This is a genomic window from Pauljensenia sp. 20925_1_34, assembly GCF_041432775.1.
Classification (GTDB): Bacteria; Actinomycetota; Actinomycetes; order Actinomycetales; family Actinomycetaceae; genus Pauljensenia.
In genome coordinates, this window is the sequence record NZ_JAPWAG010000004.1 from 106,039 (window position 1) to 119,654 (window position 13,616).

11 protein-coding genes are annotated in these 13,616 nt (G+C 68.0%); all 11 read right to left on the reverse strand.

All coding sequences use genetic code 11. The annotated features are described in order from the left end of the window. Window positions 1-83: 83 nt before the first annotated feature. Window positions 84-308, reverse strand: coding sequence for a DUF3046 domain-containing protein (locus tag O3669_RS02995; RefSeq protein ID WP_371523586.1), 225 nt, complete (start codon window positions 306-308; stop codon window positions 84-86). A gap of 3 nt (window positions 309-311) precedes the next feature. Continuing rightward, window positions 312-626, reverse strand: coding sequence for a helix-turn-helix domain-containing protein (locus O3669_RS03000; protein ID WP_295919609.1), 315 nt, complete (start codon window positions 624-626; stop codon window positions 312-314). A 170-nt stretch (window positions 627-796) separates the two neighbouring features. Then, window positions 797-1,495, reverse strand: a complete 699-nt coding sequence (pgsA, locus tag O3669_RS03005) for a CDP-diacylglycerol--glycerol-3-phosphate 3-phosphatidyltransferase (RefSeq protein ID WP_314769518.1) — start codon at window positions 1,493-1,495, stop codon at window positions 797-799. Between the two features lie 16 nt (window positions 1,496-1,511). Continuing rightward, the gene (locus tag O3669_RS03010; protein ID WP_371523587.1) at window positions 1,512-4,385 is read right to left on the reverse strand and encodes a DNA translocase FtsK; all 2,874 of its coding nucleotides are present in this window, start codon (window positions 4,383-4,385) and stop codon (window positions 1,512-1,514) included. A 56-nt stretch (window positions 4,386-4,441) separates the two neighbouring features. Further along, window positions 4,442-5,341 (reverse strand): PfkB family carbohydrate kinase, encoded by a 900-nt coding sequence (locus O3669_RS03015; protein ID WP_295919637.1) that lies wholly within the window; start codon window positions 5,339-5,341, stop codon window positions 4,442-4,444. A gap of 124 nt (window positions 5,342-5,465) precedes the next feature. After that, window positions 5,466-7,157 (reverse strand): ribonuclease J, encoded by a 1,692-nt coding sequence (locus O3669_RS03020; protein ID WP_295919602.1) that lies wholly within the window; start codon window positions 7,155-7,157, stop codon window positions 5,466-5,468. Between the two features lie 152 nt (window positions 7,158-7,309). After that, entirely contained in the window at window positions 7,310-8,206 is an 897-nt protein-coding gene (gene dapA / locus O3669_RS03025) for a 4-hydroxy-tetrahydrodipicolinate synthase (protein ID WP_371523601.1), read from the reverse strand. A 103-nt stretch (window positions 8,207-8,309) separates the two neighbouring features. Continuing rightward, window positions 8,310-8,843 (reverse strand): GNAT family N-acetyltransferase, encoded by a 534-nt coding sequence (locus O3669_RS03030; protein WP_295919599.1) that lies wholly within the window; start codon window positions 8,841-8,843, stop codon window positions 8,310-8,312. Continuing rightward, the gene (dapB, locus tag O3669_RS03035; RefSeq protein WP_295919596.1) at window positions 8,840-9,580 is read right to left on the reverse strand and encodes a 4-hydroxy-tetrahydrodipicolinate reductase; all 741 of its coding nucleotides are present in this window, start codon (window positions 9,578-9,580) and stop codon (window positions 8,840-8,842) included. Before dapB ends, O3669_RS03030 begins: the two co-directional genes overlap by 4 nt. 77 nt (window positions 9,581-9,657) lie before the next feature. Beyond that, window positions 9,658-10,962, reverse strand: a complete 1,305-nt coding sequence (locus O3669_RS03040) for a pitrilysin family protein (protein ID WP_295919593.1) — start codon at window positions 10,960-10,962, stop codon at window positions 9,658-9,660. Window positions 10,963-11,094: 132 nt separating this feature from the next. Next, a complete protein-coding gene (locus O3669_RS03045) occupies window positions 11,095-13,443 on the reverse strand; it encodes a polyribonucleotide nucleotidyltransferase (RefSeq protein WP_371523588.1) in 2,349 nt (782 codons plus the stop codon). Window positions 13,444-13,616: the final 173 nt, after the last annotated feature.

Consider the following 13,616-nt stretch of genomic DNA (forward strand, 5'->3'; position numbering starts at 1 on the left):
GGCGACACGCCGAACCGTCGGACAGGTGCGATAACACGCAGCGGCACACACCGACGCAGCGACGCGTCGGATGACAGGAAGGCCTAGTGCCCCCGCTCGCGAGGATCGATGCGATGAATCCAGCGCGCATCCTCGCGCCCGGTTTCTTCGCAGAGCTGAGCCCAGACCTCGTCTGGATTCACCCCGGAGGCCAGCGCATCGCGCGCGGTGGCGCCCAGCGAGGCGAGGTACAGATCGCAGACATACGAGCGGCCGAGGGCCGACCCGAAGGTCGCCTCGACCGCATCGTAAAACTCGGAGTGCTTCACGCGTCAGGAGATCAGCGTGACAGGCACAAGATTATCGGGCACCGCGTCGGGAATGACCGCACCATCGATGATCGCCATGCGCTCGGAGACCTCACGCAGGACGAACCAGAGGGGGACGCGCAGAGCGGAGGTGATGGCCTCGAGCAGCTCGGAGGACGCTTCCTTCTGCCCGCGCTCAACTTCGGAGAGATAGCCCAGGGACACCTGTGCTTCAGAGGAGACTTCGCGCAGGGTTCGACCCTGGCGCTGGCGGATGCCGCGCAGGACATCGCCCAGTTCGCTGCGCAGCAGCGGGGTTTCGCTCAGTGTCTTTTCCATACCGTTACTGTAGCCGTTCTGATTTGAGGGACGCATTGTTAGTTCGCGCATCGGAACACCGTGACGCTATGCCACCGCCCGTCGTGTTGCGTTCATACCGTGTCAACGCGGGCGATTCAGCGGATATTCCACCGAGCAGTCGAATCGAGTATGGGTTGCGTCACCCAGACTCAACTCTGGACGTGCTGGCCCGCGAGAGCGGAGCCGCTCGCCGAATCGTCGTCGGCCTCACCGCCCTCACCATCCTGAGCAGCGGGCTCACGCATGAGCTTGACGCCCGCAACGACGTAGTGCGCGCCGGAGAAGAGAGTGATCGCCAAAGCGATGCCGGACAGAGCCTGGCCAAAGCGAATCAGGCAGACAACCCACCATTCGTTCGACGGATTCATCGCGAAGAAGTGACTCCACGGGATCAGGAGGGTGCCCAGCGCCATGATCTGCAGGAAGGTCTTGACCTTTCCGAGCGAGTCGGCCGCGACGACGATTCCGCGGCGCAGGAAGAAAGCGCGCATCGCGGTGATGCCGAGCTCACGCACAGCGATGAGGACCGTGACCCACCACGGCACGAACTCCTGCCAGGACAGCAGGGCGAAGCCGCACAGGGTCAGGGCCTTGTCGGCGATGGGGTCGACGAGGCGCCCGAAGTCGGTGATCTGGTTCCACGAGCGCGCCAGCTGCCCGTCGAAGCGGTCCGTGATGGCGGCAATGGCGAAGACGACGAAGGCCGCCCACTTCATGGCCCAGGAGTCCTGCAGGGCGAGGATGACAAAGAGGGGAACAAAGACCAGTCGCGCCAGGGTCAGCGCGTTCGGCAGATTAACAAGGGGCACTTTGTTGTCCCGTTGAACGCGTGACACGTTATCAGTCATTGCTGGTCCCTCTCTCTTAGCGGCCGGTAAGCTGCCAAGCGTCCTCGTCCTCATCCGGCTCCTCGTCCACCCAGCCGGGTGCGGAACCACCAAAGTCATGTCCAGAGTACGGGTCTACCCCGCTGTTGCGCGAATCGCGCGCGCGTCCCGTTCCCGATTCGTAACCAGAAGACGCGTCTGCGGACCCCGCAGACGAGGCCCCCTCCCCCACGGCGCTCGTGCTGGCGCTGACCTCGGCGGGGCTGGGAGCCCCCGTGGGTGCGCCGCTCGAGGGCGAGGGGGATGCGGGCGCGGCGGAAACCGCCGCGGGTGCGGGCTCGGCCTCGGCGATGGAGGTGGATTCACCGCGCAGCATGGCGAGAACCTCGGGGAGCTGTTCGGGGGTGACAAGGACCTGGCGTGCCTTGGACCCTTCGGAGGGGCCGACGATGTCGCGTGATTCGAGCAGGTCCATGAGGCGACCGGCGCGGGCGAAGCCGACGCGCAGTTTGCGCTGGAGCATGGAGGTGGAGCCGAGCTGGGTGGAGATGACGAGTTCGGCGGCCTGGAGGAGGTCTTCGAGGTCGTCTCCGATGTCTTCGGCGACCTTGGCTTCCTTCTTATCGGGCACGACGTCGTCGCGGTAGTGGGCCTCCATCTGGCTCTTGACGTGCGCGACAACCTGGTGGATCTCGGATTCGGAGACCCACGCGCCCTGCACGCGCATGGGCTTGGAGGCGCCGGCGGGCAGGTAGAGGGCGTCGCCCTGGCCGATGAGCTTTTCGGCGCCGGGCTGGTCGAGGATCGTGCGCGAGTCGGTGAGCGAGGAGGTCGCAAACGCCAGTCGCGAGGGGATGTTGGCCTTGATGAGGCCGGTGACGACGTCGACCGAGGGGCGCTGGGTGGCCAGCACCAGGTGGATGCCGGCGGCGCGCGCGAGCTGCGTAATGCGCTGAATGGAGGCTTCCACATCGCGGGGGGCGACCATCATGAGGTCGGCGAGCTCGTCGACGACCACGAGCAGATACGGGTAGGGGTGCAGGGTGCGCTGCAGGCCTGGCTTGGCCTGCACCTGCCCGGAGGCGACCGCCTTGTTGAAGTCGTCGATGTGCTTGAAGCCGTAGTCCGACAGGTCGTCGTAGCGCGCGTCCATCTCCTTGACGACCCATTCGAGGGCCTCGGCGGCCTTCTTGGCGTCGGTGATGATGGGCGAGATGAGGTGCGGGATGCCCTCGTAGATCGTGAGCTCCACGCGCTTGGGGTCGACCAGGATCATGCGCACCTGCTGGGGGGTCGCACGCATCATGATCGAGGTGATCATGGAGTTGACGAAGGAGGACTTACCCGAACCCGTCTGGCCGGCCACCAGCATGTGCGGGGTCTTGGCCAGGTTGGTGACGACGTAGCCGCCCTCGACATCCTTGCCGACGCCGACGACGAGCGGGTGCTGGTTGCGGCGCGCAGCCGAGGAGCGCAGGACGTCGCCGAGGGCCACGTTCTCGCGGTCGGCGTTGGGGATCTCGATGCCGATGGCGCTCTTGCCGGGAATCGGCGCGAGGATACGCACGTCGGCCGAGGCCACCGCATAGGCGATGTTCTTCGACAAGTTGGTGAGCTTGTCGACCTTGACGCCGGCGCCGAGCACGACCTCGTAGCGGGTCACCGTCGGGCCGCGGGAGAAGCCGGTGACCCGCGCGTCGATGTTGAAGTCTTCAAAGACTTGCGCGAGGGCGGCGACGACCTGATCGTTGACGGCCGAGCGCGTCATGTGGGGTGGCCCGGAGACGAGCAGGTCGCCGGAGGGCAGCGTGTAGGTGATCGAGTCGTCCAGGTTGGGCTGGAATGCACCATCGGGCTCGTCGGTGATCGGCGGGGGCGCGGGTTCGTCCTCGGGTTCGGGTTCGTGAGCCGGGACGTGGGCGGGCACCTGCTGGTCGGTCAGGACGGGACGCATCTGGGTGAGCATCTCGGTGGGCGCGTCCGGGCTCGTGGGACGAGGCCGTGGCTTGGGCGCAGGATCGGGCGAGGACACGGGGACCGGGCCGGATTCGAGGAGGCGGGTCTTGTCCACAGATTCCGTCTCGGCCGCCTGGCGGAAGGATTCATCGCCGTCGTATTCGTCAAGGAAAGCGTCGTCTCCGGCGGCCAGGTCCTTGCGGGACTTGCGGCGAGCCTTCTTCGCCGTATCCTCCTGACCAGCCTCGGCCTCGCCGTCCTTTTTATTCCCCCCGCTCAGGTGGGCGGCGAGGTCACGCAGACGCGCGGGCACGTCGGCCACGGCCGTGCGGGTGGCCAGCAGGATCGAGTAGATCAGCAGCAGGACGAGGAGTGCGCCGGCGCCCCAGGAGGAGACCAGGAGGGCCAGCGGGCGGGCGATAAACCAGCCGAGGAGGCCGCCCGCCGCGTCGATTCCGGGTTCCTCCCCCATGCCGGGGTTGCCGCGCGAGATGTGCACGAGGCCGCTCAGGGCCAACGTGATGCCGATGCCACCGGCCACGTGGTGAGGCAGGGCGGAGCGACCCGACCTCGCGGACACCAACTCGCAGGTCAGGGCGACGAGGAGCAGGGGCAGCACGACGGAGAAGATGCCGAAGAGTCCGGCGGATGCGTAGTGGATGGCGTCCCCGGCCTCGCCGGAAATCTGGAACCATTCGCGCAGGGCGATGACGATCGCTGCGGCGAGCGACACGAAAGCTGCGGCGTCGCGCTTGACCTGCGGGTCCGTGGCCTTCCAGGCGCGCGCCACGACGACCCCCGCGCGGGCGACGCCAGCGAAAAAGCGGGCGAGGAAGCCGGGCTGTGTCGGCTGGGGCGTGGGCTCGGGCTTGGCGGCCGGTCGGGACTTGCCCGTTTTGGCGCGCGGGCGCGCGGGAGCCTTACCAGAAGAGGAACGAGGAGACGATTGTGCCATGATCCCTCCACGATATCGCCCAGTCGGTTCGCGGGCAGGAGGCGCGCCGCGCGAGATCAGCGCAGGGTGTTCGTAACAACCCCGGTTTCGAGCACATTCTCAACCTGTTCGCGCGTCGGCACGGGCAGGGCAGACTCGTGGGAAATTGCCAGCGCCGCGCCCGCGTTCGCCATCAGGCACGCGGTCTCCAGGTCGTAGCCCATGACGAGACCCGCGCACATCTCCGCGATGTGGGTGTCCCCCACGCCGGCGGTGTCGGCGATAGTCACCTCGAAGGCTGGAATGTGGACAACGGGGGCGTCCGCATTCACCTGCAAGTGGCAGCCCGTGCCGCCCAAACGGCGCACGGTGGCCGCGTCGGGACGCATGTAGGAGCGGATCGTGGAGCCGGGCTTGTTGCGCTCCAGAACGTCGGCGAGGGTGGTGGCCTCCCAGTCGTTCATGGTGACCACGTCCGCGCGGGCGAAGATCGTCTCCCATGCCTCGACGGGCACCTGGGCGACCGCGGGCGAGACGGACACGACGAGCGTGACGAAGGGAGGCAGTGCCGCCGCCCATTCGCTGAGCTCGGCGGCCGCGTGGGCGTTCGTCATGTCCGAGGCCGCCACGTGGATGAGGTCCCCCTCGCGCAGCTCGATGCAGTCGAGGGTCGCGCGCGACGGCTCAGCCTCCACGCCGGCGGTGACGACCGACCGCATCGTGCCGTCCTCAACGATCAGCTGAATGACGACGCCGATGTCACCGACCAGTTCGGGGGTCAGGACCTCCACGCCCGCCTCCACCAGCTGCTGGCGCAGTTGGAAGGAGTTGGGGCCAGTGCCCAGGGGTGAGGCCGCCGCAGTCGGAACGCCCATCGCCGCCGCCGCGCACAGGGTCGTAAACCCGCCGCCGGGCCGCGAACTCGCAGCTTCGGCGTGCACCGAGCCCCCGCGCTCGGGCACATACGCGATGTGCATCGGCAAGACCAGAGCAACCGAGTGCGTCGAAATAAAGCGACCCGCCACGGATTATCCTTCCCTCGTACGCCGCGCATCCCCGCGATGGGGGCCACGGCCTCGTCAATGAAATACAGCCGACCTGCTACTGCTCGGTGACAACCGGAACGATCATGGGACGACGGCGCAAGCGTCGCGCGACCCAGCGCCCGATCACGCGGCGCATCGCCTGCTGCAGGACGTAGGGGTCCTGCCCACCGGGGGCGGCAGCGTCCTTGAGCGCCTGCGCGACGTCGGGCAGGATCTCCTCGAACACTGAATCGTCCTCGGCCATGCCGATCGCGCGGATCTCCGGGCCGGCCAGGACCATGCCCGAGTCGTGCTCGACGACGGCGAAGATCGAGATGAATCCCTCCGAGCCCAGGGTGCGGCGCGTCTCCAGCTCGTCCTCGGAAATTTCGCCGATGGAGCGGCCGTCCACGTACACGTACTCGCAGGGCACGATGCCGGACACGCGGGCGACGCCGTCCTTGAGGTCGACGGTCACGCCGTCCTCCGCCAGGACCACGTTCTGCGGGTCGATACCCGTCTTGACGGCCAGCTGGCCGTTGCCCACCAGGTGGCGCACCTCGCCGTGGATCGGCATGACGTTCTTCGGCTGGACGATGTTGTAGCAGTAGATGAGCTCCCCGGCGCTCGCGTGACCGGACACGTGCACCTTCGCGTTCTCCTTGGAGACGACGCGCGCACCCAGGCGGGTCAGGTCGTTGATGACGCGGTACACGGAGTTTTCGTTACCCGGGATCAGCGAGGACGCCAGCACGACCATGTCGCCCGGCTCAATCGTCACGGTGCGGTGCGAGCCGACCGACATGCGCGACAGGGCCGCCATCGGCTCGCCCTGGGAGCCCGTCGCCATGTAGACGCGCTGGGAGGGCGGCAGCTCGCCGATGCCCTTGAGGTCCACGATGATGCCCTCGGGGATCGACAGGTAGCCCTTTTCCTCCGCGATGCGCATGTTGCGCTCCATGGACCGGCCCACGAAGGCCACGCGACGCCCGTGGTGGGCGGCCGCGTTGATGACCTGCTGGACGCGGTGCACGTGCGAGGCGAAGGAGGCGACGACAATCTGGCCGGAGGCCTCGCCGAACACCTGATCCAGGACCGGGCCGATCTCGCGCTCGGGCGTGATAAACCCGGGCACCAGGGCGTTCGTGGAGTCCACCATGAATAGGTCGACGCCCTCCTCGCCCATGCGGGCGAAGGCCCGCAGGTCGGTGAGGCGGCGGTCCAGCGGCAGCTGATCCATCTTGAAGTCGCCGGTGATCAGGACGTTTCCGGCGCTCGTGCGCACAAAGACCGCGAGCGCGTCGGGGATCGAGTGGGTGACGGAGACGAACTCGAGGTCGAAGGGGCCCACGGTGAGGCGGTCTCCCTCGGCGACGACGTTGAGATCGGGATCGGGCAGGCGGTGTTCGCGCAGCTTGGGGGCCACGAAGGCAAGGGTCAGGTCGGAGCCGTAGACCGGGATGTCGCTGCGCAGCTTGAACAGGTAGGGCACGGCACCGATGTGATCCTCGTGTCCGTGGGTTAGGACCAGGCCGACGACGTCGTCCATGCGCTCTTCGATCCAGGAGAAATCCGGCAGGATCAGGTCGACGCCGGGCTGGCTCTCCTCGGGGAAGAGAACGCCACAGTCCACGACCAGGAGCTTGCCCCGGTACTCGAGGACGTTCATGTTGCGGCCGACCTCGCCGAGACCTCCCAGCGGGATCACTCGCAGTGCGCCATCTTCCAGGGGCGCGGGTTCGCTGAGGTTCTCGTACAAAGACTTCATGGTGCCAGTCTGCCACGTCAGAGGGGTTTTCCCCGCATCGGGGGATGCGAGAGGTGGGTCGGCCCCCTCACACTTGGCGCGTGAGGGGGCGCGTCCTCATCGACGAGGCCGTGGCTGGGCCCGGTCGATGCGGTGTCGTTGGAGCGGGTGGCTCACAGGAGCCCGGCGACGCACAGGGCGCGGCGCAGCGCGGAGACCTCGTCGTCGCTGATGCCGACCATGGGCAGGCGCACGGCCGGGCTGTCGATGACGCCCTGAAGCCACAGGGCGTACTTGGCCATGACGGCTCCCTGCCCGCCGCCCATGATGGCGTGGACGAGGGGGCGCAGGGAGTAGGACAGCTCGCGGGCCTCCCACACTTGGTCGGTGTCGAGCAGCTCGATCATGCGGCGGTAGTGGGCGGAGGCCACGTGCGTGACGACGGAGATGAAGCCGGAGGCGCCACCCGTCATCCACGCGAAGTTCAGGCCGTCGTCGCCGGAGTAGTACTCCAGGCCGGTGCGGTGCATGCGCTCCACGCCGGTCTCGACGTCGCCGGTGGCGTCCTTGACGCCGAGGATGCGCGGGTGTTGGGCGAGGATGTCGAGGGTCGAGTCGGAGAAGGCGATGCCCGTGCGGCCCGGGATGTCGTAGAGCATGACGGGCAGGTCGGTCGCATCCGTGACGGCTCGCACGTGGGCGCGCAGGCCCTCCTGGGAGGGGCGGTTGTAGTACGGGGAGACGATCAGCAGACCGTCCGCGCCGTGCTCCTGAGCGCCCTCGCCGATGCGCACCGCGTGCGCAGTGTCGTTCGAGCAGGCGCCGCACAGGATGAACGCGCGATCCCCCACGGCCTCGCGCACGGCGTCCGTCAGGTCGTTCTTCTCGGGCTGGTGAGTCGTGGGTGACTCTCCCGTCGTGCCGGACAGGAGGATCGTGTCGCAGCCTTCGTCGACAAGCTTGATCGCGAGGCGCTGGGCGGAGGGAAAATCGATCTCGCCAGCCTCGGTCATGGGCGTGACCATGGCGGCTGCAAGGGACCCGAATCGGCGGGGAGGAATATTCGTCATGGCTCCCATCTTACGCATCCCGACATGGTCGGTGCCCCACGCCGTCTGAACGGTGGTGTTCGCGAGGCGGGGGCTCGCCACGCCTCCCACCTCGCGTGGGCCCTTAGTCGCGCCCAGCCCACCACATGTGCTGGGTCTGCTCCCCCATGGAGCGCACGGCCCCCGAGGGGGCAAAGCCCGCCGAGGTGTAGAAGCGCTGGCGTTCCTCGTCGTCCACGCCGATCCACACGTGCAGCGCCCCACTCGTCAGGTCCGCGATGGCTGCCAGCAGGCGCGAGGCGTGTCCGGCGCGCCGGAAGTGCGGGTCCACGACCAGCTCGTACACCTGGGTGGCGATCACGCTCCCCTGCTCATCGGGTGCCGAATCGACCGGCTGCGCCCCGGCCTCGTCGGGGCCCGCGAGGGCAAAACCCGCGATCGTGTTGGCGTGGAGCGCGACCAGCGCGGCGGAGCCCACGGGTCTGGGAGCGGCCAGGGTGGCCTCCCACTGGCGGGCCAGCAGCTCCTCGGTGACGCCCTGCGCTGCCAGGGCCTGGTCCCCCATGAGGGCGCTCCAGGCGAGCACCTGCAGGCGCGCGATCGCGCCCTCGTCGCCGGGCTGGGCGGGCCGAACGGAACGGTCCGGGGCACTACTCACAGGCCCATGACCTTGTCGAGGCCGATCGTCAGGCCGGTGCGGCCACTCACGCGGCGCACGCCCAGGAGGACACCGGGCATAAAGGACACGCGGTCGAAGGAGTCGGTGCGGATGACCAGCTGCTCCCCCTCGTTGCCCAGCAAGATCTCCTCCGAGGCGGTCAGGCCGCGCAGGCGCACGGCGTGAACGGGCACGCCGTCGACGCGACCACCGCGACTGCCCAGCTCGTCCGTCTGCGTCGCGTCGGGCATCTGACCCAGCCCAGCCTGCGCGCGTGCCTGAGCAATGCCGCGCGCTGTGGCCACAGCCGTGCCCGAGGGGGCGTCGACCTTGCCGGGGTGGTGCATCTCGATGACCTCGGCGGACTCGAAGTAGGGGGCGGCCATGGCCGCGAACGTCATGGCCAGGACGGCGCCCATTGCGAAGTTTGGGGCGATCAGGACGGCGCGACCTGCGGCCTCGGCGTGCTCGCGCACCCGAGCGTAGGACTCGTCCGTCCACCCGGTCGTGCCCACGACAACGTCCACGCCCGCGTCCAGCAGCGCGTGCACGTTGGCTTCGGTGACCGAGGGCAACGAGAAGTCGACGGCGACCTGCGCGCCGTTCACGGTCTTCTTGGTGATCGGGTCGCCCGCGTCCAGCTGGGCGACGACCTCCATGTCGGGGGCGCCGGTCACGGCCGTCACGACGGTCGAGCCCATGCGGCCCTTGGCTCCGGTCACTGCCACGCGAATCATTGGTGTCTCCTTTAGCGGGGGGTTGCGTAGTGTCAGGCTATGCCCTGGCCCGCGCGGGCGGGCGGGCATCTCACGTCTTATTCCTGGGGCAGGACCAGCGCGCGGCAGTCCAGCTTGGCGAGCAGGAAGGCGGCCAGGGCCGACACGTCGGAGGCGCCAACCGCGTCGAACTCGGCCAGGGACTCGTCGATGGGGCGGTAGCGACCGATGATCTCGGAGCGTCCCAGTCGCATCATGCGCGACCAGTTATCCTCCAGGCCCAGGACGACGCCGCCGCGCACCTGTCCGCGCACGCGCGTCATTTCCTCCTCGGTGGGCCCGTTCCCGGCCAGGTCCTCCAGCTGGGCGCGCATGATGGTCTCGACCTCGCCAACCTTATCGGGGCTACAGCCCGCGTACATGCCGAAGGTTCCCGTGTCGGAGTAGGCGACATCGTAGGCGTAGGTCGTGTAAGCCAGGCCGCGCTTTTCCCGCACCTCCTGGAAGAGGCGCGAGGACATGGACCCGCCCAGGATCGACAGCAGCACGCTCATCGTGGGGCCCAGCGGATCCGTGGCCGACAGGCCCTCGCAGCCGATGAGGACGTGCGCCTGGGTGACGTCACGGCGGCGGGTGATGTGCTGCTCGTGGTCCTCGATGGGCAGGCTCTGCGTTGATCGACGAGGCCGGGGCGAGTTCGCACTCGCGTGATCCCAGGGGGATGCTTCCAGGGCGGCCTGGACGCGCTCGCAGACGTGGTCGTGGTCGACGTGGCCTGCGGCAGCGACGATGAGGGAGGAGGGGCCGTAGTGGGCCTGGTAGTGCTCCCACACGTCGGATCGGCCCACCTCGCGGATCGCCTGGGAGGTTCCACCGACGGGGCGCCCGATGGGACGGTCCCCGTGGACGGCGAGCTGGAAGGCCTCGTGGACGGTCTCCGTGGGCGAGTCCTCCCCCATCGCGAGCTCGTCGAGGATGACGCCGCGTTCCATCGCGAAGTCCTCCTCGTCCAGGCGCGAGTCGGTGACCATGTCTGCCAGCGTCTCGATCGCCATGTCCAGGTCCGCATCGCGCACGCGCGCCCAGTAGGCGGTGTGCTCGCGCGCGGTCTCCGCATTGGATTCACCGCCCACAGAGTCGAAGGCGACGGCGATGTCCAGGGCGGAGCGCTTGGTCGTCCCCTTGAACAGGAGGTGCTCGAGGAAGTGCGTCGACCCGGCTGTGCGCTCGCCCTCGTCGCGCGAGCCGACAGGAACCCACAGGGATAAGCCCGCGCTCTTGGTGGCGGGGATCGTCTGTGTCAGCACGCGTACGCCGGAGCCCAGGATCGTGCGATCGATGCGGGTGTCACCGTCCTCGATAGACAGGCGGGACTCGTCGAGCGGCAGCGGCTTGGGCGTCATAGTTCTCCTCTTGGTCCCCACTGGCGGGGATTGGCACGAAACGTTCACAGTGTAGCCGTAAAAAGGCCGGTGGCCGGGGCGGACACATCATTCCACCCCGGCCACCGGTTGACGTTAGCTAACGGGAGCTACTCAGTCCTCGGAAACGCCTTCCTCACGGTCGTCGTCGCGACGACGACGGGTGCGGGTGCGGGGACGACGCTCGCGGCGCTCGGAGCGCTCGCGACGCTCGCGGCGCGCCTCGTTCTGACCCTCACCCTCAGGGGCCTCGAGCTCGCCGGCCTCGCCGTCGATGACGGCGTGCAGGCTCAGCTTGCCGCGGTCGCCGATCTCGTTGATCTCGACCTCGACCTGCTGGCCGACCTGCAGGACGTCGTCCACGGAGTCGATGCGCTTGCCGCCCACGAGGCGACGGACCTGCGAGATGTGCAGGAGGCCGTCCTTGCCGGGGGTCAGCGACACGAAGGCGCCGAACGAGGTGGTCTTGACGACCGTGCCGACGAAGCGCTCGCCGACCTCGGGCATCTGCGGGTTCGCGATCTGGTTGACCATCGTGCGGGCGGCCTCGGCGGAGGCGCCGTCGGAGGAGGCGATGTAGACGGTGCCGTCGTCCTCGATGGTGACGTCAGCGCCGGTATCGTCCTGGATCTGGTTGATCATCTTGCCCTTGGGGCCGATGACCTCGCCGATCTTGTCGACGGGGACCTTGACGGTGATGATGCGAGGAGCGTTGGCGCTCATCTCATCCGGGCCGTCGATCGCCTGGTTGATCAGGTCGAGGATCGCCAGGCGGGCGTCGCGGGCCTGGGCCAGCGCGGCGCGCAGCACCTGGGAGTCGATGCCGTCGAGCTTGGTGTCCAGCTGCAGGGCCGTGATGAAGTCACGGGTACCGGCAACCTTGAAGTCCATGTCGCCGAAGCCGTCCTCGGCGCCCAGGATGTCGGTCAGGGTGACGGCCTTGAACTGGCCATCGACCTCACCGGTCATGAGGCCCATCGCGATGCCCGCGACGGGGGCGCGCAGCGGCACGCCGGCCTGGAGGAGGGACAGGGTCGAGGCGCAGACGGAGCCCATGGAGGACGAGCCGTTGGAGCCCATGGTCTCGGAGACCTGACGGATCGCGTAGGGGAAGTCCTCGCGCGAGGGCAGGACGGGAACCAGGGCACGCTCGGCCAGGTCGCCATGGCCGATCTCGCGGCGCTTGGGGGAACCGACGCGGCCGACCTCGCCCGTAGAGAAGGGAGCGAAGTTGTACTGGTGCATGTATCGCTTGGAGTTAACGGGCGACAGGTTGTCGATCTGCTGCTCCATGCGCAGCATGGCCAGGGTGGTCACGCCCAGGATCTGGGTCTCGCCGCGCTGGAAGAGGGCGGAGCCGTGCACGCGGGGCAGAACCTCAACCTCGGCGGAGAGGGAACGGATCTGGCGCGGGGTGCGCCCGTCCATGCGGATCTCTTCGCGCAGGGTGCGGTTGCGGATGGTGGTCTTCTCGAGCGAGCGGAAGGCAGCCTTGAGGGCCTTCTCCGACTCGGGGAAGCGCTCAGCCAGGGCGCCGAGCATCTCTTCCTTGACGGCGTCCACGGCCTCGTCGCGGGCAAGCTTGCCCTCGGTCAGCAGGGCCTGGGCAACCTTCTCGGCCGCGTATTCCTCGACCGCGGCGTACTCTTCGTCGGTGTAGTCCAGGAACAGCGGGAACTCGACGGTCTCCTTGGAAGCCTTCTCGGCAACCTTGAGCTGAGCCTCGCACAGGACCTTGATGAAGGGCTTGGCGGCCTCGAGGCCGTCGGCCACGACGTCTTCGGTGGGAGCGGTGGCACCAGCCTGAATGAGCTCCCACTGGTTCTTGCCGCCGCCGGCCTCGACCATCATGATCGCGACGTCTTCGGAGCCGTCTTCCTTGGTGACGATGCGGCCCGCGACAACGATGTTGAACACGGAACGCTCGAGCTCGCTCCAGCGCGGGAACGCGACCCACTGGTCGTCGATGAGCGCCAGGCGGGTGCCGCCGATCGGGCCGGTGAAGGGCAGGCCCGCGATCTGGGTGGACATGGAGGCGGCGTTGATCGCCAGAACGTCGTAGGCGTCGTCCGGATCGATCGTCAGGACGGTCTCGACGACCTGGACCTCGTTGCGCAGGCCCTTGACGAAGCCGGGGCGCAGCGGGCGGTCGATGAGGCGGGCGGCCAGGATGGCCTCGGTGCCGGCGCGGCCTTCGCGGCGGAAGAAGGAACCGGGGATGCGACCCGCGGCGTACTGACGCTCTTCGACGTCAACGGTCAGCGGGAAGAAGTCGAACTGGTCCTTGGGGTTCTTGCCCACCGTGGTGGCGGACAGAACGGTGGTGGAATCATCCAGGTAGGCCAGGGCGGAGCCGGCGGCCTGCTTGGCGAGACGGCCGGTTTCGAAGCGCACGGTGCGCTTGCCGAAACGGCCGTTATCGATAATCGCCTCTGCGGCGACGATGTCGGAGCCTTCCATCATGGGGCGTTTCTCCTTGGGTTGTTGGTGTCGCGCTCCACTTCGGCCTTCGATCGAAGCCCACGGATAAACGCTCCGGAGGCCACTGTCGAAAACCGGCTGTTTTCGCGCGAAAAATAACGGTGTGCCCGAGGTGGGCGTGTGAAAACCGGCCCGTCTCCGCTACGGGAGGCGGG

What these genes read in the sequence shown, in the direction of transcription:
- O3669_RS03000 (WP_295919609.1), bottom strand. Translation starts at nt 626, where the DNA reads ATGGAAAAGACACTGAGCGAAACCCCGCTGCTGCGCAGCGAACTGGGC.
- pgsA (WP_314769518.1), bottom strand. Translation starts at nt 1,495, where the DNA reads ATGACTGATAACGTGTCACGCGTTCAACGGGACAACAAAGTGCCCCTT.
- O3669_RS03010 (WP_371523587.1), bottom strand. Translation starts at nt 4,385, where the DNA reads ATGGCACAATCGTCTCCTCGTTCCTCTTCTGGTAAGGCTCCCGCGCGC.
- O3669_RS03015 (WP_295919637.1), bottom strand. Translation starts at nt 5,341, where the DNA reads ATGCACATCGCGTATGTGCCCGAGCGCGGGGGCTCGGTGCACGCCGAA.
- O3669_RS03020 (WP_295919602.1), bottom strand. Translation starts at nt 7,157, where the DNA reads ATGAAGTCTTTGTACGAGAACCTCAGCGAACCCGCGCCCCTGGAAGAT.
- dapA (WP_371523601.1), bottom strand. Translation starts at nt 8,206, where the DNA reads ATGACGAATATTCCTCCCCGCCGATTCGGGTCCCTTGCAGCCGCCATG.
- dapB (WP_295919596.1), bottom strand. Translation starts at nt 9,580, where the DNA reads ATGATTCGCGTGGCAGTGACCGGAGCCAAGGGCCGCATGGGCTCGACC.
- O3669_RS03040 (WP_295919593.1), bottom strand. Translation starts at nt 10,962, where the DNA reads ATGACGCCCAAGCCGCTGCCGCTCGACGAGTCCCGCCTGTCTATCGAG.
- O3669_RS03045 (WP_371523588.1), bottom strand. Translation starts at nt 13,443, where the DNA reads ATGATGGAAGGCTCCGACATCGTCGCCGCAGAGGCGATTATCGATAAC.